Consider the following 21,838-nt stretch of genomic DNA (forward strand, 5'->3'; position numbering starts at 1 on the left):
GCCACCAGGGAGACTGACCATGCTCGACACAACAATGAAAACCCAGCTCAAAGCCTATCTTGAGAGACTAACCAAACCTGTTGAGTTGATTGCCACGCTGGACGACGGCGCGAAATCATCTGAAGTAAAAGAACTGCTGGCAGAAATAGCTGAGTTATCTGACAAAGTTTCTTTCAGCATTAATAACGACCTGCCGGTGCGCAAACCGTCGTTTTTAATCACTAACCCAGGCTCAAACCAGGGCCCGCGCTTTGCCGGCTCCCCGCTGGGTCACGAATTCACTTCCCTGGTGCTGGCCTTGCTCCAGGTCGGCGGTCATCCGTCCAAAGAGTCTCAGGATCTGCTGGCGCAAATCCGTGAGATCGACGGCGACTTCCACTTTGAAACCTATTATTCCCTCTCCTGCCACAACTGCCCGGACGTTGTGCAGGCGCTGAACCTGATGAGCGTGCTGAACCCGCGCATCACCCACACCGCTATCGACGGCGGCGTTTACCAGAATGAAATTCAGGCACGCAACGTGATGGGCGTGCCTGCCGTATATCTTAACGGCAAAGAGTTTGGCCAGGGCCGCATGACGCTGGCTGAAATCGTGGGCAAAATTGACACCGGCGCAGAAAAACGTGCGGCACAAGCGTTGAACCAGCGTGAAGCTTATGACGTGCTGATCGTCGGCAGCGGCCCTGCGGGCGCGGCGGCGGCGGTGTATGCGGCGCGTAAAGGCATCCGTACCGGCCTGATGGGCGAACGCTTCGGCGGCCAGGTGCTGGATACCGTGGATATCGAAAACTACATTTCCGTACCAAAAACCGAAGGCCAGAAGCTGGCGGGCGCGCTGAAAGCCCACGTGGACGACTACGACGTAGACGTGATCGACACCCAAAGCGCCAGCAAGCTGATCCCGGCCAAAACCGAAGGCGGCCTGCATCAGATTCAAACCGCGTCCGGCGCAACCCTGAAAGCGCGCAGCATCATCGTGGCCACCGGCGCCAAATGGCGCAACATGAACGTGCCGGGCGAAGATCAGTACCGCACCAAAGGCGTGACCTACTGCCCGCACTGCGACGGCCCGCTGTTTAAAGGCAAGCGCGTGGCGGTGATCGGCGGCGGTAACTCCGGCGTGGAAGCGGCCATTGACCTGGCGGGCATCGTTGAGCACGTGACCCTGCTGGAATTTGCCCCAGAAATGAAGGCCGACCAGGTTCTGCAAAACAAAGTGCGCAGCCTGAAAAACGTCGACATCGTACTGAACGCCCAAACGCTGGAAGTGAAAGGCGACGGCAGCAAAGTGACCGGCCTGCAGTATAAAGACCGCGTGACCGAAAGCGTGCATGACGTTGCCCTGGCCGGCATCTTCGTGCAAATCGGCCTGCTGCCGAACACCACCTGGCTGGAAGGCAGCGTGGAGCGCAACCGCATGGGTGAAATCATCATCGACGCGAAATGCGAAACCACCGTAAAAGGCGTGTTTGCCGCGGGCGACTGCACCACCGTGCCTTACAAACAGATCATCATCGCGACGGGCGAAGGCGCGAAAGCTTCCCTGAGCGCGTTTGATTACCTGATTCGCACCTCAGCCCCAGAATAAAGCACCTGCCAATAAGGCCGCGCCACAGCGGCCAGCCATAAAAAAAGCGGCTCATTGAGCCGCTTTTTCACGTTCTGAATCTTACTTACGACGCCAGGTCGTTCCGGCCGCGCCGTCTTCCAGCACAATGCCCATCTCGTTCAGACGATCGCGCGCCTGGTCCGCCAGCGCCCAGTCCTTCGACTGACGCGCATCGTTACGCTGCTTGATCAGCGCTTCGATCTCCGCCACTTCGCCGTCGTCCGCCTGCGCGCCGCCCTGCAGGAACTGCTCCGGATCCTGCTCCAGCAGGCCCAGAATTGCGGAGAGCTTACGCAGCGCCGCCGCCAGTCCGTTGGCCGCCGCAAGATCTTCCGTTTTCAGGCGGTTCACTTCACGGGCCATATCAAACAGCACGGAATAGGCTTCAGGGGTGTTGAAGTCGTCGTCCATCGCTTCGCGGAAGCGGGCTTCGAAGGCTTCTCCCCCGGCTGGCGCCACGCTGCTGTCCGTCCCGCGCAGCGAGGTGTAAAGACGCTCCAGCGCCGAGCGAGCCTGTTTCAGGTTCTCTTCGCTGTAGTTGAGCTGGCTGCGGTAGTGGCCGGACATCAGGAAGTAACGCACGGTTTCCGCGTCGTAATACTTCAGCACGTCACGCACGGTGAAGAAGTTGCCCAGCGATTTGGACATCTTCTCACGGTCAACCATCACCATCCCGGAGTGCATCCAGGTGTTGACGTACTCGCCGTCGTGGGCACAGGTAGACTGCGCGATTTCGTTCTCGTGGTGCGGGAACATCAGATCGGAGCCGCCACCGTGAATGTCAAAGTGGTTGCCCAGCTCTTTGCAGTTCATGGCGGAACATTCGATATGCCAGCCCGGGCGGCCTTCGCCCCACGGAGAAGTCCATGCTGGTTCGCCCGGCTTGGACATTTTCCACAGCACGAAGTCCATCGGGTTGCGCTTCACGTCAACCACGTCAACGCGCGCCCCCGCCTGGAGCTGATCCAGATCCTGGCGAGACAACAGGCCGTAATTCGGGTCGGTGACCACCGAGAACATTACGTCGCCGTTCTCAGCCACATAGGCGTGATCGCGGGCCAGCAGCTGTTCAACAATTTCGATGATTTCCGGGATATGTTGGGTCGCACGCGGCTCGCTGTTCGGGCGTGAAATGTTCAGCGCGTCGAAATCTTTGTGCATTTCCACGACCATGCGGTCGACCAGCGCCACAAAATCTTCGCTATTTTCCTGCGCGCGCTTAATGATTTTATCGTCAATGTCGGTGATGTTACGCACGTAGTTCAGCTCATAGCCCAGGGAACGCAGGTAGCGCGCCACCACGTCAAACGCAACAAAAGTACGGCCATGGCCGATGTGACAGAGATCGTAAACGGTGATACCACACACGTACATGCCTACCTTTCCGGCATGAATAGGTTTGAATTCCTCTTTTTGGCGAGTCAGGGTATTAAATATTTTTAACATCAGGGGATTCCATGTAAGCGTGTGGAAGAATACTCCCTGGTATCTTACCCGATAATTTTCCCCGGCGGCAGTCTGCTTTGCATTACTGACTATGATGTAGCGTTATGCTATAACAGCGTGCTGGTACGACGGCACCGTTCGCCGCCGTACTCTCTGACACTCATAGGATGCAAGCATGGTTACTTTTCACACTAATCACGGCGATATCGTCATCAAAACTTTTGATGATAAAGCGCCTGTTACCGTTAAAAACTTCCTGGACTACTGCCGCGAAGGCTTCTACAACAACACCATTTTCCACCGTGTGATCAACGGCTTTATGATCCAGGGCGGCGGTTTCGAACCGGGTATGAAGCAGAAAGCGACTAAAGACACCATTCAGAACGAAGCGAATAACGGCCTGAAAAACACCCGTGGTACGCTGGCAATGGCTCGTACCCAGGCTCCGCACTCTGCCACCGCACAGTTCTTCATCAACGTGGCCGACAACGACTTCCTGAACTTCAGCGGCGAAAGCCTGCAGGGTTGGGGCTACTGCGTGTTCGCAGAAGTGGTTGAAGGTATGGACGTGGTTGAGAAAATCAAAGGCGTTTCCACCGGCCGCAGCGGTATGCACCAGGATGTACCGAAAGAAGACGTTATTATCGAAAGCGTAACCGTAAGCGAATAATGTCGACGCTGTTTATTGCAGATTTACACCTCTGCTCAGAAGAACCGGCGATCACCGCCGGTTTTCTGCGTTTTTTGGCCGGTGAAGCCCGCCAGGCGGATGCGCTTTACATCCTCGGTGACCTGTTCGAAGCGTGGATTGGCGATGACGACCCTGAACCGCTGCACCAGCAAATCGCCACCGCGATCAAAGCGCTGGTTGATTCAGGCGTGCCCTGCTACTTCATTCACGGCAACCGCGACTTCCTGCTCGGCAAACGCTTTGCCAGAGCCAGCGGCATGACGCTGCTACCCGAAGAAAAGCTGCTCGACCTGTATGGCCGCAAAGTTCTTATCATGCACGGCGACACGCTGTGTACCGACGACGAAGGCTATCAGGCGTTTCGCCGCAAGGTTCACCAGCCGTGGCTTCAGGCGCTGTTTCTTGCCTTCCCTCTGTTTATACGTAAACGCATTGCCGCCCGGATGCGCGCCGGTAGCAAGGCCGCCAACAGCAGCAAGTCTATGGCCATCATGGACGTTAATCCGCAGGCCGTGGTCGATACCCTCACCCGCCACAATATTCAATGGCTGATTCACGGGCACACTCACCGCCCGGCAATCCATGAGCTTACCGCCAACGGGCAACCCGCTTTCCGCTGCGTATTAGGCGCATGGCATGAAGAAGGGTCGATGATAAAAGTGACGATGGAAAACGTCGAGCTGATCCACTTTCCTTTCTGATAATAAAGCCCGCTTTTTTGCCGATTCGCTAACCACGCAACCGTTTTCCTTGCCGGAAGTTCGTGCTATTCTCTGAGCCCTTCTGAGCGGGCGCCCGACGCCCGATGATGTCTGCACACCCACAGGAGTTTTGAGACGCATGTCTTCTGAGCACACCCCGGCGCGTATCGCCATTGTTATGGGTTCCAAAAGTGACTGGGCCACCATGCAGTTCGCCGCTGAAATCCTTACCGCCCTGAATGTCCCTCACCATGTCGAAGTCGTCTCCGCCCACCGCACGCCGGACAAACTGTTCAGCTTTGCCGAACAGGCCGAAGCCAACGGCTACCAGGTGATCATTGCCGGAGCCGGTGGCGCTGCGCACCTGCCGGGCATGCTGGCCGCCAAAACCCTGGTCCCGGTGCTGGGTGTGCCGGTCCAAAGCGCCGCCCTTAGCGGCGTGGACAGCCTTTATTCTATCGTCCAGATGCCGCGCGGCATTCCGGTCGGCACGCTGGCCATCGGTAAAGCCGGGGCCGCCAACGCCGCCCTGCTGGCCGCGCAGATCCTGGCCCTGCATGACGCAAACCTGAGCCAGCGCCTGGCGACCTGGCGTCAGACCCAGACCGACGAAGTGCTGGACAATCCGGACCCACGGAGCGAAGCATGAAGCGCGTCTGTGTCTTAGGTAACGGCCAGTTGGGGCGCATGCTCCGCCAGGCCGGTGAGCCGCTGGGCATCGCCGTTTACCCTGTCGGGCTGGACGCCGAGCCGGAAGCCGTACCGTTCGCTCAAAGCGTGATCACCGCCGAGATTGAGCGCTGGCCGGAAACCGCGCTGACCCGCGAACTGGCGCGTCACAACGCCTTCGTTAACCGCGATATCTTCCCGATCATCGCCGACCGCCTGACGCAAAAACAGCTGTTCGATAAGCTCGGCCTGGCCACCGCGCCGTGGCAATTGCTCTCCGGCAGCCACGAATGGCAGGACGTGTTCAGCCAACTGGGCTCTCTGGCTATCGTGAAGCGCCGCGTCGGCGGCTATGACGGCCGGGGCCAGTGGCGCTTGCGTGCCGATGAAACCGACCAGCTGCCGGAAGAGTGCTACGGCGAATGCATCGTCGAGCAGGGCATTAACTTCTCCGGCGAAGTTTCTCTGGTGGGCGCGCGCGGCCATGACGGCAGCACGGTGTTCTATCCGCTGACCCACAACCTGCATCAGGACGGCATTCTGCGCACCAGCGTTGCCTTCCCGCAGGCCAATGCCGAACAGCAGCGCCAGGCCGAAACCATGCTCACCGCCATCATGCACGAGCTGGGCTACGTCGGCGTGATGGCGATGGAGTGCTTCGTCACGCCAGCCGGCCTGCTGATCAACGAGCTGGCTCCGCGCGTGCACAACAGCGGGCACTGGACGCAAAATGGCGCCTCCATCAACCAGTTCGAACTGCACCTGCGCGCCATCGTGGATTTACCGCTGCCGCAGCCTGTGGTGAATGCGCCGTCGGTGATGGTGAACCTGATCGGCACCGACCTGAACTATGCCTGGCTGAAGCTGCCGCTGGTGCACCTGCACTGGTACGACAAAGAAGTTCGTCCGGGCCGCAAAGTCGGTCATCTCAACCTGAACGACAGCGATACCGGCCGCCTGAGCGCCTCGCTGGAAGCCCTGGTTCCCCTGCTGCCGGTGGAATACGCCAGCGGTATTGCCTGGGCGCAGAGCAAGCTGGTGAAGTAAAACCGCGTCGCGTCTGACCCTCCTTTTGTTTTTAGAGGGTCAGACCAATTTCCCCCTTTCCCTTTCCTTTGCCCGACCAGAAGCGCACAATCCCCCACGTTACGCCGCTTCAGACTAAGGTTATGCCATGGAAAAACGCCCTAACGCGCAGGACTACGACCGCCTGCTGCTCAACGACATTCCGCTGATAGACGTTCGCGCCCCGGTAGAGTTCGCTCAGGGAGCGATGCCCGCTGCCCATAACTTACCGCTGATGCTCGACGATGAACGCGCGCAGGTCGGGACATGCTATAAGCAGCAGGGCCAGCAGGCCGCCGTCGAACTGGGGCACCGGCTGGTCAGCGGCGAGCGAAAAGCCAGCCGGGTCGAACGCTGGCTGGAGAGCTGCCGCCGGCAGCCTGAAGGCTATTTATGCTGCGCCCGGGGCGGGATGCGTAGCCACATCGTACAGCACTGGCTACGGGAAAACGGCCTCGAATACCCGCTGGTCACCGGCGGCTACAAAGCCCTGCGCCAGCATGCCATGCAGGTAATCGACACCCGTTCGCAGTGGCCGATGATTATCGTCAGCGGCAACACCGGCTGCGGCAAAACCATCCTTATCCGCTCGCAGCCGACGGGCGTTGACCTTGAAGGCCTGGCGCATCATCGCGGCTCGTCGTTTGGCCGCACGATTGTGGCGCAGCCTTCTCAGGCCAGCTTCGAAAACAACCTCGCCGTCACCCTGCTCAAAATCAGCCCGGCCGGGCCCAAAACGCTGGTTGTGGAAGATGAAGGCCGGATGATTGGCTCCCGCCATATCCCCGAAGCCTTCAGAGAACAGATGCTGCGCTCGCGCATTGTGGCGATCGACGATCCGTTCGAACTGCGGCTGGAGCGCCTCAAAAACGAATACTTCGAGCAGATGATCGAGGCATTTTTATCCGTCAGCGATGAAGAAACCGCGTGGCGCGATTACGCCGAGTACCTGCACCACGGCCTGTTTGCCATCCGCCGCCGTCTGGGCATGGAACGCTTCCAGCAGTTCACCGCCAGGCTGGACGAGGCGCTGCTCACCCAGCGGAAAACCGGCTCCTGCGAAGGCCATCTGGCCTGGCTGTCGCCGCTGCTGAAAGAGTATTACGACCCGATGTATCGCTACCAGCTCAGCCAGAAGGCCGACCAGATCGTCTTCCGGGGGGATTACCAGCAGGTCGAGTCCTGGCTGCGCAGCATTAACGGTTAGCCGATTTATCCCCCGCGGAGAGCACCAGCCCCAACCCGGTTACCGCCAGCAAGACCAGAGGAATGCCCACCGCCCACGGCAGCGTAAACGACATCGCGAACAGTGCCGTGCCGGTAGCCGGCCCCACAGATCCCTGCAAATCGCTCACCACCGAAAGCGCGGCCATGTAGGTCGCGCGCAGCCGCGCCGGGGCTAACTTGTTCACCGCCGTCGGGATCAGCGGGCCGGTCATCATCTGGGACAGCGAATAGAGGCAGACCGCCATCACCAGCGTCACGACGTGAGGATAAGCCAGCAGCAAAACAAAGGCGGTGATAAGCGAGGAGCCTGCGCTGAGGGTGATAAACAACGGCGAGCGTCGGGCAAACAGCTTCGTTAAGGCGAGCTGGCCAAGCGTGTTAATCCCCGCGCCAAACGCGAACAGATAACCGATACTGGCCGCACTCATTCCCATCTGATTGCTCGCGTACAGCGGCATGACGGCCTCCACCCAGCTCCCGGCCACGCCCAGCAGCAGCACCCACATTAGCAGCACGGCCAGGCGACTATCCCGGAACGCGGGCAGCAGCGCGCTAAACCCTTCATCATCATCATCCTCACCGCCCTCATCAGCGGCTAACGAACGTGTTTCCGACAGGCAAATCGCCAGCATCAGACCGCCCGCAGCCATCACCGAACCTCCGGCCAGAAAGACGTAGCCCAGCCCCTCTTGCACCAGCACCGTGCCCAGCAGCGGCCCGGCTATAGCGCCCGCACCTGAGCACACTCGCATCAAGCTAAACTGGCGGCGGTGCTCCGCAGCTGGCGTGGCGTCGGCCACAATGGTGTAGATGGTCGGGTGCAGCACCGACTCAAACAGGCCGATGACGATCAGCACTGCGGCGGCGGCAAAGACGCCGTGCGCAAAAAACAGCGCGATAAAGCCCGCCCCGACGCCGGTCGCCGAAATAATCAAAACGGGCCTTCTGCCCACGCGATCGGCAATCCCGCCGATAAACTGCGCGGCCAGCAGCTCGCCCCCGGCATAGCAGCCGAACAGCAGGCCAATAAACTCCACCGGAATAGCGGCAGACTGCTGCGCCCACAGCGGGAAAAAGGGCACAATCGCGCCGTCGACCAGGCCGACAATGAAATAGAGGATAAAGCCCAGAACGTGGGGCTTGCGGTACGAAACAAGGGGGGATGCAAAAATTGCCATGATATTACCCAAGTACAATTACCCCGAATGCCGGGGAGAATATGTACGTTGGATAACGTTAACGTTTACGACTTACGAGAAGCTGGCCCGATACTAGCCAATCGCCGGGAAAAGGGCAACTGTGAGATTTGGGGGCTGGTGGTGAGTGGGGGATTTGGGTAGTTTTTTCTGTCTGCTTAGTGCCAGAAGCGGACGTTGCGATGCCTATTGTGTAGCAAACAATCGGGCATGTTTTATACCACCCTAATACATCTTAAATTCTATATTTCATCTTAAATATAGAAAACACCGCTCACTTCATTTGACAATAATTCATATTTCAAAGGTTTTTTGATTTCTAAATTAATCTATACCCACCTTGTTTATAGCCTAAACTGTTTGCAGATTATCGTGAGTCATTTTGAACCGCTGTGGCACCAGGAATTGTAAAACATGCTCTGCTTTGATGTATAGCATTATGTAGCAACCAGATTAATCAACCCTGCCTTTTCCAGACCGTAATATCACTGCTTGTTGCCGATATAATTAACTCACCATCCCATGAGAAACCAACACAGCGAAAGTAATCATTTGCAAGCCTGAGACACCCTTCTCTATGGGAGGCAATTAATGCACTCTTACCCGGTGGACACCAGATTAACATTTCCAAAGGCCACTCTGGGGATACTCGCTCTAGTGCCTCATCATACCGATTATACATTGGTAAGCCACCACCACACAGACCAGCAATGGAAAGAATCTCACCACTCAGTGGTCCTATACCTTCACATGTAAGGCCAACTGAGTCGTACCAGTTTCCATACTCTTCATAATCTCTGGCAATAACTTCGCCACTCAGGCAATCAAGCACCCCTCTTCCGGAAGAGGAAATTATCAGGAGCAAGTGGTTATAATTGCGTGAAAAAGCGACTTCGGTTAAACCACCTACCGCCATCTCGATACAAGGTGCCCAATTACAATCAGGAACATTTTTCAGTAGCAATTTAAGGCTATTTTCATGGTTCTTTGGCTGCCAAATAGACATCTGAACTCCTTATCAGTGTTGATCGTCATTAAGCATCTCATAACGAGGATAAATGCTATTTTAACAGCATAGGATGAAGTGTCATAAACAGTTGTCTGCCCCCCTTCGTTCAAGCTCATATAGATAAGTATTGACCAACTCCCCGTGCACTAACATGGTCTGCTCCTCGCTAAAATCTGCCTGTCGATATCTGGTACGCAGTTCATTACAGGCGGCTTTGGGCCATTATCTGACGTTGTATTTTTTTATGCTAATACCATTGATATTGTATATACCTGTTCGCTTAATCCGCTTGCCCTTTTTGTCCGTAATAGTGGCTGTAAGCGTGCTGCAGCGAATGGAATGATGTTCATCAATCACCAAACGAATTGCTTCTGAAGAGTCCTCCACCTCGACGAGGTCATCAGTCTTATCCAGGCCGAATGGTACAAGGTGGAATGCGGTTTTTCCCGATGATTTTCTGGTTACCTTTACAGGGTAAAGCACATCACCACTTTTATGGATCAATTCAAGGCGTTCAGTGTAAATCATGGCAATTCTCCTTAGTTTGTCTGCATGAATGTACAAACTGAAGATAGGAGATACAACAGAAAAGACAGGTAAAGATAAAATAGCCTAACTCTCCACATAACTCATTGAATTAAATATCTATTTTTGCAAGGTGCAGGTAAAACTGAAATATTGATTAACCTTAGAGCCAGTTAAAGTGATCTACTCCCTATAACTCAAGACACTCTGATTTAAATATTAATTCCGAACTTCCGCTTTTCGCTCAAAACAGCCCTCCCCCCACCAGGGGGAAGGCGGCAATTTAATACCAACTTTAAATCAATGAACCAAATTCAAAACCCCGCCCGGAATCATCTCCAAACCACCATCCAACGCGCGAACAAACCTCGGGGCTTTTAAATCTTCTGCCAGCACGGTGATCAGCTCATACAGCAGCCCGATCATCTGTTGCCTTTGCTCGGGGAATTCTTGCTGATTCAGCAGGACGATGGTTAATGCCGTGCAGTATTCGCGGAGCGGTTCGGAGTCGGTGGCTAGCGGGTTATAGCAGATGCGGGCCTCGCTCTCTTTGAGCGTCAGCTTCTCTATCAGGTGGTCCGGCAGCGGGGCTTTGAGCGTGCTTTTTAAGACTTCCAGCCCGGCGAGCAGGCGGCCGCAGAGCGCCATGCGTTCCGTTTGATTTTTATTTTCAAGCAAATGTTCGGCGTACTGCTCGCAGATATCCAGCACCTGGAAGAGATCCATCGCTGCGCCCTGCGGCTTTTCTAGCAGGGTTGCGATATCGCCCGCAAATGCCGGGTCGTGTGGGGTGATTTCAGGGCGAGCCTGTGTGTTACTATCAACGTTAGCCATAGCTGTTACCTCGTATAACGGTTGTGGTCAGCCCCCGTCTGGTGTTCCACCACCATTCGGGGGCGCTTCTTTTTCCGGCTTTGACCGGGTTTATCTCTTGCTCATCCCTCCGATCATACTGGATGGTTGCACAGTAACCCAGATGAAAAACCAGGCAGATTGGCAAACTTCGAGGCGGCTCGCAGGAAATGATGAAACGCTTGGGGGAATTGCAGCTTGGGGCTTATCAGGAAGAAAACAGGCCGAACAGACGCCCGGCCAGAAAGAAGATTAATGCCTGTCGCGCTTATCCGCGCGTTTGGCGAGATAGTCGCCAAACATTTGCACGATCTGCACCAGCACAATCAGCGCCACAACCGTGACCACCATGACCTGGGTTTCGTAGCGGTAATAGCCGAAGCGGATCGCGAGGTCCCCCACGCCGCCGCCGCCGACAATCCCCGCCATCGCCGAGTAACCGATCAGGCTGACCAGGGTTATCGTTAACCCACGCAGCAAACCGGCGCTGGCTTCCGGCAACAGCACGGTGCAGATGATGCGCATCGGGCTGGCGCCAAAGGCCTCCGCGGCTTCAATAATGCCTTTGTCCACTTCCCGCAGCGCGCCGTCCACCAGGCGGGCATAAAACGCAATTGCCGCCACCGACAGCGGCACGGAAGCCGCAATCGGCCCGATGGTGTTGCCGAGCAGGAACTGCGTCAGCGGCAACAACAGCACCAGCAGAATAACGAACGGCACCGAGCGCACGATGTTCACCACCACCGAGCTGAAGATGTTCAGCGCGCGGTTCTGCCAGAACAAATTGCGGTCGGTAACGAAGATCAAAAAGCCCAGCGGCAGGCCGCCGATAATCGCCAGCAGCGTGGAAATGCCCAGCATCTGGAAGGTTTCGCCAAAGGCAATCGTCAGGTCCGCGACTAAATCATCCATTCAGCACCTCCACACAGGCCGTATTTTTCCGAATATGATCGATGGCATCGCCCACCGCAGCCGGGTTGCCGGGGGCGGTAATCGCCACCACCAGAATGCCCAGCGCCCGGTCGCTGATGTACTCGATTTTGCCGTGCAGGATGTTCACGCCGACCCCGAACTTCACCGCCGCGAAGGAGAGCACCGGCTGTTCGGCCGAGTCGCCAACGAACATGATTTTCAGCAGCGCGCCGCGCATGTTGTCCAGCAGGCGCACCGGCAGCGTGAGGTTCAGCGTGTGGGACACCAGCTGGCGGGTAAATTCATGCTGCGGATGCGCGAAGATATCGAACACCTCTCCTGATTCCACCACTTCGCCGCCGGACATCACCGCCACGCGGTCGCAAATCGTTTTGATCACGTTCATCTCGTGGGTGATCAGCACGATGGTGATCCCCAACTGCTGGTTGATCTTTTTCAGCAGCGCCAGAATGGTGGCGGAAGTTTCCAGATCCAGCGCCGAGGTCGGCTCATCACAGAGCAAAACATCCGGATGGTTAGCGATGGCTCGCGCAATGCCCACGCGCTGTTTCTGCCCGCCGCTCAGCTGCACCGGGTAGCGGTTGGCTTTGTCGGCCAGGCCCACCAGCTCAAGAATTTCATCCACGCGCGGGCCGATTTTACTGCGTTCCCAGCCCGCAGCTTTGAGGCTGAAAGCCACGTTCTGCCTGACAGTCCGGGTGTGCATCAAATTGAAGTGCTGGAAAATCATGCCGATGCGCTGGCGCGCTTTACGTAGCTCGGCGCCCTGCAGCGCGGTGATCTCGGTTCCACCGATTTTTACGCTACCCTCACTTGGGCGCTGGAGCGCGTTCAGAGTGCGTAATAAGGTACTTTTCCCGGCACCGCTGGTGCCAACAATGCCAAAAATCTCACCGGCCCCAATGTGCAGCGAAACATCGTTCACCGCCCGGCTGGTCTGGTTCCGGCCCGTGGGGAAGTCCACACAGACCTTTTCAATCTCAATCATGACAACCTCAAATCAGCGATAAAGAGCAGGCATCCCGCCTGCCCGCTTTGCTCTGGTTACTTTTTATCGGCGGCAACCATCCAGTCCGGTTTCTGGAAGGCGTTGAAAATATTCTGCGGATCGTCGATCGCTTTTTCGTAGGCCGGGGACTTCACGGTCTCCACGATGTCTTTGGCGAACGGTTTATCCGCATCTTCGGCACGCACCGCGATGATGTTTTTGAGGTTCTCGTCCAGGTGTTCCTGTTTGAGCGCAGAGGAGAGTTTCAGCCCGGCCGCAATGGCAAAGTTACCGTTGACCAGCGCGGCGCTGGCGCTGTCCAGCGTGCGCGGCAGCTGCGCGGCTTCCAGCGATTTAAACACCAGGCCTTTCGGGTTGGTGGCGATATCGCGCTCGGAGGCTTTGGTCGGGTCAATGTTCTCTTTGATGGTGATAAGCTCCATCGACTGCAGGAAGCGCAGCCCACGGGCCAGGTTGGTCGGGTCGTTAGACAGGGTGACAATGTCGCCTTTCTTCAGCTCGTCCAGGCTTTTGACCTTATGGGAGTAAATGCCCATCCCGGCGGTTGGCACGGCGATCAGCTTCGCCAGCTTGAGGTTTTTGTCAGCGGTGAATTTGTCGAAGTACAGCGAGTGCTGGAACAGGTTGGCGTCGATGCTGCCGTTCGCCAGCGCCATGTTGGGCTGCACGTAGTCACTGAACTCGCGCACCACGACTTTATAGCCTTTCTCTTTTAACGACGGGGCGATGGCCTGTTTGACCATGTCGCCGTAAGGCCCCGGCGCCACGCCGAAGACGATAGTGTGCGGGTCGCTGTTGGCCTGAGCAAACTGCAGGCCGCTGGCCAGAAGTAAAGCGCCGGTCGCCACGCGCCAGCCGAAACGATTTCCCATGGGTATTCTCCCTTACAGAATGATGTGTGGTGTCCTGAGGCGAGCCTCTTTCACGGGCCGCTTACTAAGTCGTTGATCCAACTGGACAGAATAAGATGGCACATTCCGCTAACAGGGGTAATTGAAAATATTTCATCTTGCGCGCGGGAGAGGGCGCGGCGGGCATAAAACGGGCTTTTGCGAATAACAAAAAAGCAAAGCGGAAAACCCGCTTTGCCTGGGATGAACTTAATCAGGGCAGGATGCCGCCCGTTTGCGCTTAAGGTTTGTTTTAAAATTGAACAGCAAATAACTCGCCAGCGACAAACAGCCCACACCTACTGCGCCGTAGGCCAGCACGCCAGAAAAACCGGCATTCAGCGCCTGAATAATGAGATCGCTACTGAGCGAGCCTCTGGTCCCGCCAGCTATTTGTTCTGCCAGGGCATACCTTTCGCTCACGCTGTCGATATGGCTCTGTAAACTTTCGGCTATCCCCGCCACCAGGAGACTCCCCATTAAGGCAATATTGATGGCGAGGGTAATTAAGCGCGAACTGATATCAATCCCGGAAGCCATGCCCACGCGGTTAGCGGCGACGGAACTCGTGGTGGTGTTGGTGACCGGGGTATTGATTAACCCCAGCGCCATCCCCGAAAGTATCGCGCCGGGTAGCAAACTGACCTGATAGATGACGGCTAGTCTCATCAGGACAAATCCCAGGCCGATAGTAAGCAGCCCCAGCGGGATGAGGCGCGCGGCACCAAAGCGCAGCACAAGCTTCTCTCCGACTGGCGGCATTAACAATGTGGGCAGGGTGTAGGCCAGCAGCGCCATACCAGTCTCCATAATGCTGTAGCCCTTCCCTATCTGGTAATAAACCGGCAGATAAATCATCAGCGGCCAGAAGCTGAAATTCATCCCCACGGACCCCATCAGCGCGCCGGAGAAAGGTCTGATCCGAAAGACTGAGAAATCAAACATAGGATGCGGGTGGCGTAGCTCAATTATGACGAACAGCGCCAGGCTGATAAAAGTGCCCAGCAAGGTTAACTGGGCTTCACGGCTGGTCCACCCGATATTCCCGCCCTGAGTGATGAGCCAGGTCGCCCCCACCACTCCTATGCTCAACGTCACCAGGCCCGCGACATCCAGCGGTTTCGTGGTGTTTTCCCGCGACTCGATAACATTTCTCAGGGTCAGAGCCAGGGTGAGCAGCGCAATAATGCCGTGGACCAGAAATACCCATTGCCAGCTAAACCACGCCTCCAGCACGCCGCCGATGACGGGGCCAAAGCCCAGCCCAAAACCAAATGTGATCCCCCAGGCGGAAAACGCCCTGCTGCGCGCTTTTCCCTCCGGAAACTGGACCGACAGGATGGCAATCAGGCTGGTTAACATCGCCCCGCCGCTCAGTCCCTGCAAAAAGCGCCCTACAATAAGCCATTCCGGCGTCCGGGCCAGGCCACAGAGAACCGACGTCAGGCCAAACCCAATAATGCTGATAATAAAAATACGCTTGCGGCCATATTTATCTGCCAATGTTCCCGTGGCCATCAGCACCGCCGTACAGGAGAGGGTATAAGCGTTCATAATCCACTGCAGTTCGCGAAAATTGGCCTGCATCTGCTTTTCCAGCACCGGCAAAATAACCGGGACGCTGGATATTTCCAGGCCCGACATTAACGCGGCCAAACAGACCGCCATCAGCGCTAATAGGTTTTTCATACTGATTTCCTGCAAAACGTTAAGAAGGTGCCAGCATGAAAGATTCGGGGTGGAGTAGAAATCGACGCCCAGGTCAGTTATCGTCAAGATCGTGCCATTTTTAGAGACAGAACGACCATGCCAGTCACCTATTCAGATCAAGACCGCGCTTTTACACCGAAAAATCGACGGCTGGTTGTGCTGGCCTATCAGTGTCTCTGCACTTTTGAGTTCGGGATTGCCGTCGAAGCTTTTGGCCGTGTGGATGAAGTGCTTGGGCAGCCTCTCTATGATTTGCGCGTCGCGTCGTTAGAAAAGGGCGTTTTTGACGCTCAGGGCGGCGTGCGTTTAGTCGTGGACGGAGGACTGGAGCTGCTCGAGGATGCCGGAACAATTGTCATCCCCGGCTGGCGAAATGTTTTTGAACCGGCCCCGGAGCCGCTGATTGCCGCCTTGCAAAGTGCCCATCAAAAGGGTTCCCGCATAGTGTCGATTTGCGCTGGCAGCTTTATTCTCTGCGAAACAGGATTACTGGACGGCAAGCGGGCCACCGCCCACTGGAACAGCACGGAGATCCTCGCGGACAGGTTCCCTGCGGTGCAGGTGGAACACAGCATGATCTATGTCGATGAGGGCAGTCTGATCACCTCCGCAGGCGGCGCCGCCGGGGTCGATCTTTGCCTGCATCTTATCCGCCGTGATTACGGGATTGAAATCGCCAACCGGACTGCACGACGCATGATTACGCCCCCGCTACGGGAAGGCAGCCAGGCACAGTGGGTCGAGCAGCCCGTTCCTAAACGCCGCAGCAAAAGCCTGGCGCCCTTGCTGGACGACTTGCGCCATCATCTGAATACGCCCCTGGTGATTGAGCAGCTAGCCAGGCAAGCGGGCATGAGCCGCCGGACCTTTATCCGCAGGTTCAAAGATGCCACCGGCACCACGCCGGGCGAGTGGATGCTCAGCCTCCGGCTGGAAAAGGCTTGTGCGCTGCTGGAAAGCGAGAAACTCAGCATTGATCAGGTTGCGGAACAGTCTGGATTTGGCTCAGCGGAAACGCTCCGGCATCACTTCCGGCTGCGATTTAAAACCACGCCCACACAGTGGCGCAAGGCCTTCAATGCCAGAACATGCATACCCGTTTCTGAATAGGTAAAAAATAAGGCAGGAAACGCTAAATAAGGCGGGCAGCAGCGCTGCCACCCGCCAGAGGCACGATTAGAAATCGTAGCGCAGACGAACCAGGTTCATGTCGCCCAGGTTGTCGGTGCTGGAGGTGAAGACGTGCTCGTAGTCCACCTGGAAGCCGTAATCCAGCTTGAAGCTCACGCCCACACCGTTGTCGATGCGCTGGTAGCTGCGGCCGGTCACGTATTGCAGACGGTCACCCATGAAGTATGGCTGTACGGATTTCAGCGCGTACTGACCCACCGGGATGGTGTAACCGGCAAAGTACTCGATGCCCCACGCGTCGCCGGAGAAGTAGTTGTTGACGTCTTTCAGCTTGGTGGTCAGGAAGTTCTGGTACCAGCCGCCGCCGAAGCTGAACGTCCAGTTGTCCGGTTTCCAGCTCAGCGCGGTCCCGTAGATGTTCTGGTTGTAAGACTTGCTATCGCCGTCGTTCGGGTTACGCATATCGGCACGGGTGTAGTTCCATGCGGTGCCCCAGGTCAGGTCTTTGGTGATGTGGTAATCCACGCCCAGAGAGCCGCCGCCTTTACGCTTGTAGCGCATGCCGGTGGTGGCACGGATGTCGTTATCTTCAAACAGGTAAGAAGCGTAAACGTCCGCATCGCCGAAGGTGTTTTTATACTTCAGCATGTTACGGGAACGGTAAGAGCCGTCGTAGTCGCCGTTGATGCCGTTACCCGGAGCCTGACCGATCATGTCGTAGTCCCAGATATCGGTTTTCGCGCCAACCACGTCATAGTAAACGCTGTTCTGCTGCCCGTAGGTCAGCTGACCCCAGGTTTTGCTTTTCAGGCCGGTGTACAGCATACGGCGAGTAGTATTGTTCGCGCCGTCTGCATAGTGGTTGTCCCACTCGAAGACCGCCGGAATATTCACGCCCAGCTCGTAGAAGCTGATCCAGCTAATATCATCGAACAGATAATAATCAGCCGCGAAGCGGAAACGGGTGCCGCCGTCAAAGCCGTTACGTTTGTAAGAGCCTTTATCGCCGTCGCCGGACATCATATTAAACTGCGGACGAATACTGCCGCCCACGGTGAAGTTGAGGCGGCTCAGCGGGTTACCGGCCTGCGGGTCCTGCTTCAGGACGGTGATTTCCGCGTTAGCGGCGAAAGACGCCATACCTGCAAGCAGGCCGGCCCCAATCAGTAATGGTAAAGCGCGCAAATTTGCTTTCATGTGGATCCTTAGTAACCGTATTTATTATAAGCGCGGGCATATTAACGCTTATTAAGTCCGATTTCTGAGGGATTTTTATTAATTCGTGCGGTTATCTATCAGTCTTTTCTTAATAGATATTAAAAAAACATCAAAAAATGCAGAAAATATGTTCTGACGCAATAAATATCGAAATATAATAAATTTTATAACGGTAGCCGGGCGTCCCTGCCCGGCCTCCTCAGACGACAAACTGGCGGAACAGCGCCTTCCCTTTCAGTAAACGAACGCCCAGCCAGCCGCCGCAAAGCGACAGCAATATCGCCCCGGTAACAGGCAGCACGATCCACAGACGCAAATCAGGCTCCCACGGGAAGTCGAACACCCGGGTTTGCAGCACGCCAAGCGCCGTTTCGGCCCCGATGGCCGCCACCAGGCCGGACACCAGCCCCAGCACGGCGAACTCGCACCATAGCGTGGTTCTGAGCAGCTTTTTGCCCGCGCCCAGCGTGCGGTAAACCACCAGTTCCTGATGGCGCTGGCGCATGCCAACCTGTACCTGAGCCAGCAACAGCAGCAGGCCGCAGGCGGTCACCAGCACCACCATCACCTCCAGCGCGCGGCTGACCTGCTCCAGCACCTGCCCGATTTGTTTCAGGATAGCCCCGATATCCAGCAGGCTGACGGTCGGGAATTCGCGGTTAAGCTGGGTCAGCAGGCCGTTACTTCCCTCCCAGCGGAAGCTGGTGAGCCAGCTCTGCGGCTGCCCGTCGAGCGCCCCCGGCGGGAAGATAAAGTAGAAGTTTGGCCGCAGGCTTTCCCAGTCCACTTTGCGCAGGCTGGTCACCTTCGCGGTGAAGTCCTGGGTATCTCCCATGAAGGTCACGCTGTCGCCGAGTTTAATGTTCAGCCGCTTCGCCACGCCGTCGTCCATCGACACTTCCCCGGCCTTCGGCGGCCAGCTGCCCGCAAGGATCGGGTTGTGATCAGGCTTCTGGCTCTGCCAGGTCAGATTCAGCTCGCGGTTCAACGCTTCGTCCGGGTTGCCCTCGGTGGACTGGCCGTTAATCGCCGTCATGCGCGCCCGAACGATGGGGTAAAACGAATCCGGGATCACCTGATGGTCGGCGAGGAAGGTTTTCACCGGCTGAACCTGCTCCGGCGCAATGTTCACCAGGAAGTAGTTCGGGCTTTCCGGCGGCAGCTGCTGCTGCCATCTGTCCAGCAAATCGCCCCGCAGCACTAGCAGCAGCGCCAGCAGCATAAAGGAGAGCGAGAACGCCGCCAGCTGGCTGAGCGTCGCCCACGGCTGGCGAAGCAGGCGGTTAACCGCCAGGCGCAGGGCCAGGTTTTTTAGCGTCAGCTTCTTAAGCAGCTTCAGCACGCCCCAGCCAACGAGGCCGCACAGCGCCGCCAGCACCAGCGTGCCCGCCAGCACCGCCCAAAGTAGCGAACTTCCGCCCATGAGCAACGCCAGCAGCAGTACCACAACGACGCTAATCACCGGCAGATAAATTTTCAGCGGCCAGACGCTGGCCACGGCGTCACGGCGCAGCACGCGCAATGGCTGAGTCGCCAGCAAAAGTCGATACGGACGCAGTCCCACCAGCACGGAGATTGTTACCATCGAGCCGATAGCCCACACCCACGGCCAGAGGCTCGCTGGCGGCAGCGCGGCCGGCAGCACCGGCTTCAACAGCTGCATCAGTGCGGCTTCAAACAGCAGCCCGACGGCGCCCCCGGCAATCGCCGAAAGCAGCAGCACCATCAGCCACTGGCCGATAATCAGCTTACGCAGCGCCGCCCTGCCCGCGCCCAGCGTTTTCAGGATGGCCACCAGGTCGTAGCGGCTGCGGCAGTAGTGGCTCATCGCCACGGCAATCGCCGCCACGGCCAGCAGCAGCGTCAGCAGGGCAGAAAGCAGCAGGAACTGCTGAGAACGCTCCAGCGACTTGCCCAGCGCGCCTTCGTCCTGCTCCATGCCGATCCAGCGCTGCTCCGGCTTCAGCTTCGGCAGCAGGAAGTTTTCAAACTGCTGCAATTGCTGTGCGTCGCCGCCAAACTTGTAGCGCCAGCTAATGCGGCTGCCGGGCTGTACCGCCCCGGTTTTCTCGACGTCGGCCAGGTTCATCATCAGCCGGGGCGCAATCTGGAACGGGTTAAACCCGGCGTCCGGCTCCTGAATCACCTGCCCGGCAATACGCAGCGTGGCATCGCCCACGTCAATATTGTCGCCCACTTTCAGGTTGAGCAGAGCCAGCAGGCGAGGCGCAAGCAGCGCGGTGCCCGGCTCTGGTTTCAGGCCCGGCGGGTTAGTTTCCAGCTCGCCGTACATCGGGTAAACTCCGTCGACCGCTTTCACATCCGCCAGCTGCGGCGTGTCGCCGGCAAAGGTCATGGTGGTGAAGCTCAGCTGTTTGCCGACCGTTAAGCCATCGCTTTGCGCCTGAGTCAGCCATTCATCCGGCACGGCGCGGGCGCTACGCAATGTCCTGTCGCCCGCCATATACTCGCGGCTTTGCTGGCTGAGGCCTTTTTCCATTCTGTCGCTGATGCTGCCGAGCGCCAGCACGCAGGCCACCGCCAGGCTCAGCGCCAGCCAGACAATCAGCAGCGAGGGAGAGCGCCACTCGCGCCAGAACCAGCGGGCTATCATGCTTCCTCCCACAGTTTGCCTTCGCGCAGCCGCAGGCGGCGGTCGCAGCGTGCCGCCAGCTGCTCGTCGTGGGTGACGAGGATCAGCGTGGTGGAGAAATCGCGGTTAAGGGAAAACAGCAGGTCGGCAATGCGGTCGCCGGTTTGCCTGTCGAGATTACCGGTAGGCTCATCGGCAAACAGCACGCCCGGTTTGCCGTTAAACGCCCGAGCCAGCGCCACGCGCTGCTGTTCCCCGCCGGAGAGCTGTGCTGGCAGGTGATCCAGGCGTTTGCCTAAGCCCAACTGCTCCAGCAGCGCTTTGGCCTGAGCCCGGCTGGCCGAGCTGTTTTCACCGCGTAGCAGCGAGGGAAGCTCTACGTTTTCGAGGGCATTCAGGGTGGGCACCAGCATAAAGGACTGAAACACAAAGCCGACGTTCCTGGCACGCAAGGCCGCTCTCGCCTCTTCATCCATGCTGTGCAGCGGCTCGCCGCAAAGGTGGACTTCGCCGTCCGTGCCGTCATCAAGCCCGGCCAGAATCGCCAGCAGCGTGGACTTGCCCGAGCCTGACTCGCCAATCAGGGCGATGGTTTCGGCCGGTTTGACAACCAGCTCAACTCCGGTAAGGATGGAAAGCTCGTGTTCACCCTGACCCACGGACTTACTAAGATGATGAACTTCAACAATGTTTTCCGCTGGCATTTGCCCTTCCTGTTTCTGGCTTTGATGACCTTCCGCGCCGCCGCGGCGGACACGTTATTGATTTTAGGCGATAGCCTGAGCGCCGGTTACCGTATGGCAGCCACCAGCGCCTGGCCCGCTCTGCTGGATGCCAAATGGCAGCCGCAGAATACAAAAGTCGTGAATGCGAGCATCAGCGGTGATACCGCTGCGCAGGGCCTGTCTCGCCTGCCCGCGCTGTTAAAGCAGCATCAGCCTCGCTGGGTTTTAGTGGAGCTTGGCGGCAACGACGGCCTGCGTGGGTTCCAGCCTCAAGAGGTAGAAAAAACCCTTAAGCAGGTTATCACCGACGTGAAGGCCGCCAATGCCCAACCGCTGCTGATGCAAATTCGCCTGCCCGCCAACTACGGACGCCGCTATAATGAGGCGTTTAGCGCTATTTATCCGCAGCTTGCCAAACAGTTTGATATCCCTTTGCTTCCGTTCTTTATGGAAGAGGTGTATCTGAAACCGCAATGGATGCAGGATGACGGCATTCACCCTAACCGTGATGCTCAGCCGTTTATCGCCGACTGGATGGCGACGCGGCTGACTCCGTTACTCTCTAAATAACCGGCGCAGCAGCGCCAGGCATGACGAGATAGTTAAACACGACTGATAAATAATCGGGGCACCCTTCGG

General features: G+C 57.2%; 20 protein-coding genes. 8 read left to right on the forward strand and 12 right to left on the reverse strand.

Going from position 1 to position 21,838, the window contains the following annotated elements:
* Window positions 1-19: 19 nt before the first annotated feature.
* Window positions 20-1,588 (forward strand): alkyl hydroperoxide reductase subunit F, encoded by a 1,569-nt coding sequence (gene ahpF, locus ACE38U_RS04370; RefSeq protein ID WP_375529235.1) that lies wholly within the window; start codon window positions 20-22, stop codon window positions 1,586-1,588.
* 81 nt (window positions 1,589-1,669) lie between these two features.
* Here the strand turns inward: ahpF and cysS are convergent, their stop codons facing one another.
* A complete protein-coding gene (gene cysS, locus ACE38U_RS04375; RefSeq protein ID WP_375529236.1) occupies window positions 1,670-3,055 on the reverse strand; it encodes a cysteine--tRNA ligase in 1,386 nt (461 codons plus the stop codon).
* Window positions 3,056-3,230: 175 nt separating this feature from the next.
* On the opposite strand from cysS, the gene ppiB reads away from it, so the two are divergent.
* From ppiB to mnmH, 5 genes are all read left to right on the forward strand, one after another.
* Window positions 3,231-3,725 carry a peptidylprolyl isomerase B gene (ppiB, locus tag ACE38U_RS04380; RefSeq protein WP_038480312.1) on the forward strand — a complete coding sequence of 165 codons (495 nt, stop codon included), beginning with the start codon at window positions 3,231-3,233 and terminating at the stop codon, window positions 3,723-3,725.
* Complete coding sequence (gene lpxH / locus ACE38U_RS04385; RefSeq protein WP_375529237.1) at window positions 3,725-4,447, forward strand: UDP-2,3-diacylglucosamine diphosphatase; 723 nt, start codon at window positions 3,725-3,727, stop codon at window positions 4,445-4,447. The genes ppiB and lpxH overlap by 1 nt, the downstream gene beginning before the upstream one ends.
* A 139-nt stretch (window positions 4,448-4,586) precedes the next feature.
* Window positions 4,587-5,096 (forward strand): 5-(carboxyamino)imidazole ribonucleotide mutase, encoded by a 510-nt coding sequence (gene purE / locus ACE38U_RS04390; protein WP_375529238.1) that lies wholly within the window; start codon window positions 4,587-4,589, stop codon window positions 5,094-5,096.
* On the forward strand, window positions 5,093-6,163 hold the full coding sequence (gene purK, locus ACE38U_RS04395) for a 5-(carboxyamino)imidazole ribonucleotide synthase (RefSeq protein WP_375529239.1): 1,071 nt from the start codon (window positions 5,093-5,095) through the stop codon (window positions 6,161-6,163). Before purE ends, purK begins: the two co-directional genes overlap by 4 nt.
* Window positions 6,164-6,290: 127 nt before the next feature.
* Window positions 6,291-7,388 (forward strand): tRNA 2-selenouridine(34) synthase MnmH, encoded by a 1,098-nt coding sequence (mnmH, locus tag ACE38U_RS04400; RefSeq protein WP_375529240.1) that lies wholly within the window; start codon window positions 6,291-6,293, stop codon window positions 7,386-7,388.
* On the opposite strand, the gene ACE38U_RS04405 is transcribed toward mnmH, so the two are convergent.
* The 8 genes from ACE38U_RS04405 to ACE38U_RS04440 form a co-directional block, all read right to left on the reverse strand.
* Window positions 7,378-8,586 carry an MFS transporter gene (locus ACE38U_RS04405; protein WP_375529241.1) on the reverse strand — a complete coding sequence of 403 codons (1,209 nt, stop codon included), beginning with the start codon at window positions 8,584-8,586 and terminating at the stop codon, window positions 7,378-7,380. The genes mnmH and ACE38U_RS04405 overlap by 11 nt on opposite strands.
* Window positions 8,587-9,061: 475 nt before the next feature.
* Window positions 9,062-9,610 (reverse strand): hypothetical protein, encoded by a 549-nt coding sequence (locus tag ACE38U_RS04410; protein ID WP_176981031.1) that lies wholly within the window; start codon window positions 9,608-9,610, stop codon window positions 9,062-9,064.
* A gap of 225 nt (window positions 9,611-9,835) precedes the next feature.
* Window positions 9,836-10,141 (reverse strand): hypothetical protein, encoded by a 306-nt coding sequence (locus ACE38U_RS04415; protein ID WP_016537619.1) that lies wholly within the window; start codon window positions 10,139-10,141, stop codon window positions 9,836-9,838.
* Between the two features lie 297 nt (window positions 10,142-10,438).
* The gene (locus ACE38U_RS04420) at window positions 10,439-10,972 is read right to left on the reverse strand and encodes a hypothetical protein (RefSeq protein ID WP_375529242.1); all 534 of its coding nucleotides are present in this window, start codon (window positions 10,970-10,972) and stop codon (window positions 10,439-10,441) included.
* Between the two features lie 270 nt (window positions 10,973-11,242).
* Window positions 11,243-11,902: a methionine ABC transporter permease gene (locus ACE38U_RS04425; RefSeq protein WP_038480284.1), complete on the reverse strand. Its 660-nt coding sequence runs from the start codon at window positions 11,900-11,902 to the stop codon at window positions 11,243-11,245.
* Window positions 11,895-12,911, reverse strand: coding sequence for a virulence-associated ABC transporter ATP-binding protein SfbB (gene sfbB, locus ACE38U_RS04430; protein ID WP_038480281.1), 1,017 nt, complete (start codon window positions 12,909-12,911; stop codon window positions 11,895-11,897). Before sfbB ends, ACE38U_RS04425 begins: the two co-directional genes overlap by 8 nt.
* Before the next feature lie 56 nt (window positions 12,912-12,967).
* Window positions 12,968-13,804 carry a MetQ/NlpA family ABC transporter substrate-binding protein gene (locus tag ACE38U_RS04435; RefSeq protein WP_038480278.1) on the reverse strand — a complete coding sequence of 279 codons (837 nt, stop codon included), beginning with the start codon at window positions 13,802-13,804 and terminating at the stop codon, window positions 12,968-12,970.
* A gap of 228 nt (window positions 13,805-14,032) precedes the next feature.
* Entirely contained in the window at window positions 14,033-15,511 is a 1,479-nt protein-coding gene (locus ACE38U_RS04440) for an MFS transporter (RefSeq protein ID WP_375529243.1), read from the reverse strand.
* A gap of 117 nt (window positions 15,512-15,628) precedes the next feature.
* Between ACE38U_RS04440 and ACE38U_RS04445 the strand changes: the two genes are divergently transcribed.
* Window positions 15,629-16,642, forward strand: coding sequence for a helix-turn-helix domain-containing protein (locus ACE38U_RS04445; RefSeq protein WP_375529244.1), 1,014 nt, complete (start codon window positions 15,629-15,631; stop codon window positions 16,640-16,642).
* A 66-nt stretch (window positions 16,643-16,708) separates the two neighbouring features.
* On the opposite strand, the gene ACE38U_RS04450 is transcribed toward ACE38U_RS04445, so the two are convergent.
* From ACE38U_RS04450 to ybbA, 3 genes are all read right to left on the reverse strand, one after another.
* The gene (locus ACE38U_RS04450) at window positions 16,709-17,860 is read right to left on the reverse strand and encodes a porin (protein ID WP_375529245.1); all 1,152 of its coding nucleotides are present in this window, start codon (window positions 17,858-17,860) and stop codon (window positions 16,709-16,711) included.
* Between the two features lie 220 nt (window positions 17,861-18,080).
* A complete protein-coding gene (gene ybbP, locus ACE38U_RS04455) occupies window positions 18,081-20,495 on the reverse strand; it encodes a putative ABC transporter permease subunit YbbP (RefSeq protein ID WP_375529246.1) in 2,415 nt (804 codons plus the stop codon).
* The gene (gene ybbA / locus ACE38U_RS04460; protein ID WP_154187828.1) at window positions 20,492-21,178 is read right to left on the reverse strand and encodes a putative ABC transporter ATP-binding protein YbbA; all 687 of its coding nucleotides are present in this window, start codon (window positions 21,176-21,178) and stop codon (window positions 20,492-20,494) included. Before ybbA ends, ybbP begins: the two co-directional genes overlap by 4 nt.
* Here ybbA and tesA point away from each other — a divergent pair.
* The gene (tesA, locus tag ACE38U_RS04465; protein ID WP_169799401.1) at window positions 21,149-21,769 is read left to right on the forward strand and encodes a multifunctional acyl-CoA thioesterase I/protease I/lysophospholipase L1; all 621 of its coding nucleotides are present in this window, start codon (window positions 21,149-21,151) and stop codon (window positions 21,767-21,769) included. The two genes, ybbA and tesA, sit on opposite strands and share 30 nt — an antisense overlap.
* Window positions 21,770-21,838 lie beyond the last annotated feature (69 nt).

It is taken from the genome of Cedecea selenatireducens, from assembly GCF_042138895.1.
GTDB classification, from domain to species: Bacteria; Pseudomonadota; Gammaproteobacteria; order Enterobacterales; family Enterobacteriaceae; genus Cedecea; species Cedecea selenatireducens.

Coding starts and splice junctions, on each gene's coding strand:
- ahpF (WP_375529235.1), top strand. CDS start 20: ATGCTCGACACAACAATGAAAACCCAGCTCAAAGCCTATCTTGAGAGA.
- cysS (WP_375529236.1), bottom strand. CDS start 3,055: ATGTTAAAAATATTTAATACCCTGACTCGCCAAAAAGAGGAATTCAAA.
- ppiB (WP_038480312.1), top strand. CDS start 3,231: ATGGTTACTTTTCACACTAATCACGGCGATATCGTCATCAAAACTTTT.
- lpxH (WP_375529237.1), top strand. CDS start 3,725: ATGTCGACGCTGTTTATTGCAGATTTACACCTCTGCTCAGAAGAACCG.
- purE (WP_375529238.1), top strand. CDS start 4,587: ATGTCTTCTGAGCACACCCCGGCGCGTATCGCCATTGTTATGGGTTCC.
- purK (WP_375529239.1), top strand. CDS start 5,093: ATGAAGCGCGTCTGTGTCTTAGGTAACGGCCAGTTGGGGCGCATGCTC.
- mnmH (WP_375529240.1), top strand. CDS start 6,291: ATGGAAAAACGCCCTAACGCGCAGGACTACGACCGCCTGCTGCTCAAC.
- ACE38U_RS04405 (WP_375529241.1), bottom strand. CDS start 8,586: ATGGCAATTTTTGCATCCCCCCTTGTTTCGTACCGCAAGCCCCACGTT.
- ACE38U_RS04410 (WP_176981031.1), bottom strand. CDS start 9,610: ATGTCTATTTGGCAGCCAAAGAACCATGAAAATAGCCTTAAATTGCTA.
- ACE38U_RS04415 (WP_016537619.1), bottom strand. CDS start 10,141: ATGATTTACACTGAACGCCTTGAATTGATCCATAAAAGTGGTGATGTG.
- ACE38U_RS04420 (WP_375529242.1), bottom strand. CDS start 10,972: ATGGCTAACGTTGATAGTAACACACAGGCTCGCCCTGAAATCACCCCA.
- ACE38U_RS04425 (WP_038480284.1), bottom strand. CDS start 11,902: ATGGATGATTTAGTCGCGGACCTGACGATTGCCTTTGGCGAAACCTTC.
- sfbB (WP_038480281.1), bottom strand. CDS start 12,911: ATGATTGAGATTGAAAAGGTCTGTGTGGACTTCCCCACGGGCCGGAAC.
- ACE38U_RS04435 (WP_038480278.1), bottom strand. CDS start 13,804: ATGGGAAATCGTTTCGGCTGGCGCGTGGCGACCGGCGCTTTACTTCTG.
- ACE38U_RS04440 (WP_375529243.1), bottom strand. CDS start 15,511: ATGAAAAACCTATTAGCGCTGATGGCGGTCTGTTTGGCCGCGTTAATG.
- ACE38U_RS04445 (WP_375529244.1), top strand. CDS start 15,629: ATGCCAGTCACCTATTCAGATCAAGACCGCGCTTTTACACCGAAAAAT.
- ACE38U_RS04450 (WP_375529245.1), bottom strand. CDS start 17,860: ATGAAAGCAAATTTGCGCGCTTTACCATTACTGATTGGGGCCGGCCTG.
- ybbP (WP_375529246.1), bottom strand. CDS start 20,495: ATGATAGCCCGCTGGTTCTGGCGCGAGTGGCGCTCTCCCTCGCTGCTG.
- tesA (WP_169799401.1), top strand. CDS start 21,149: ATGAACTTCAACAATGTTTTCCGCTGGCATTTGCCCTTCCTGTTTCTG.
- ybbA (WP_154187828.1), bottom strand. CDS start 21,178: ATGCCAGCGGAAAACATTGTTGAAGTTCATCATCTTAGTAAGTCCGTG.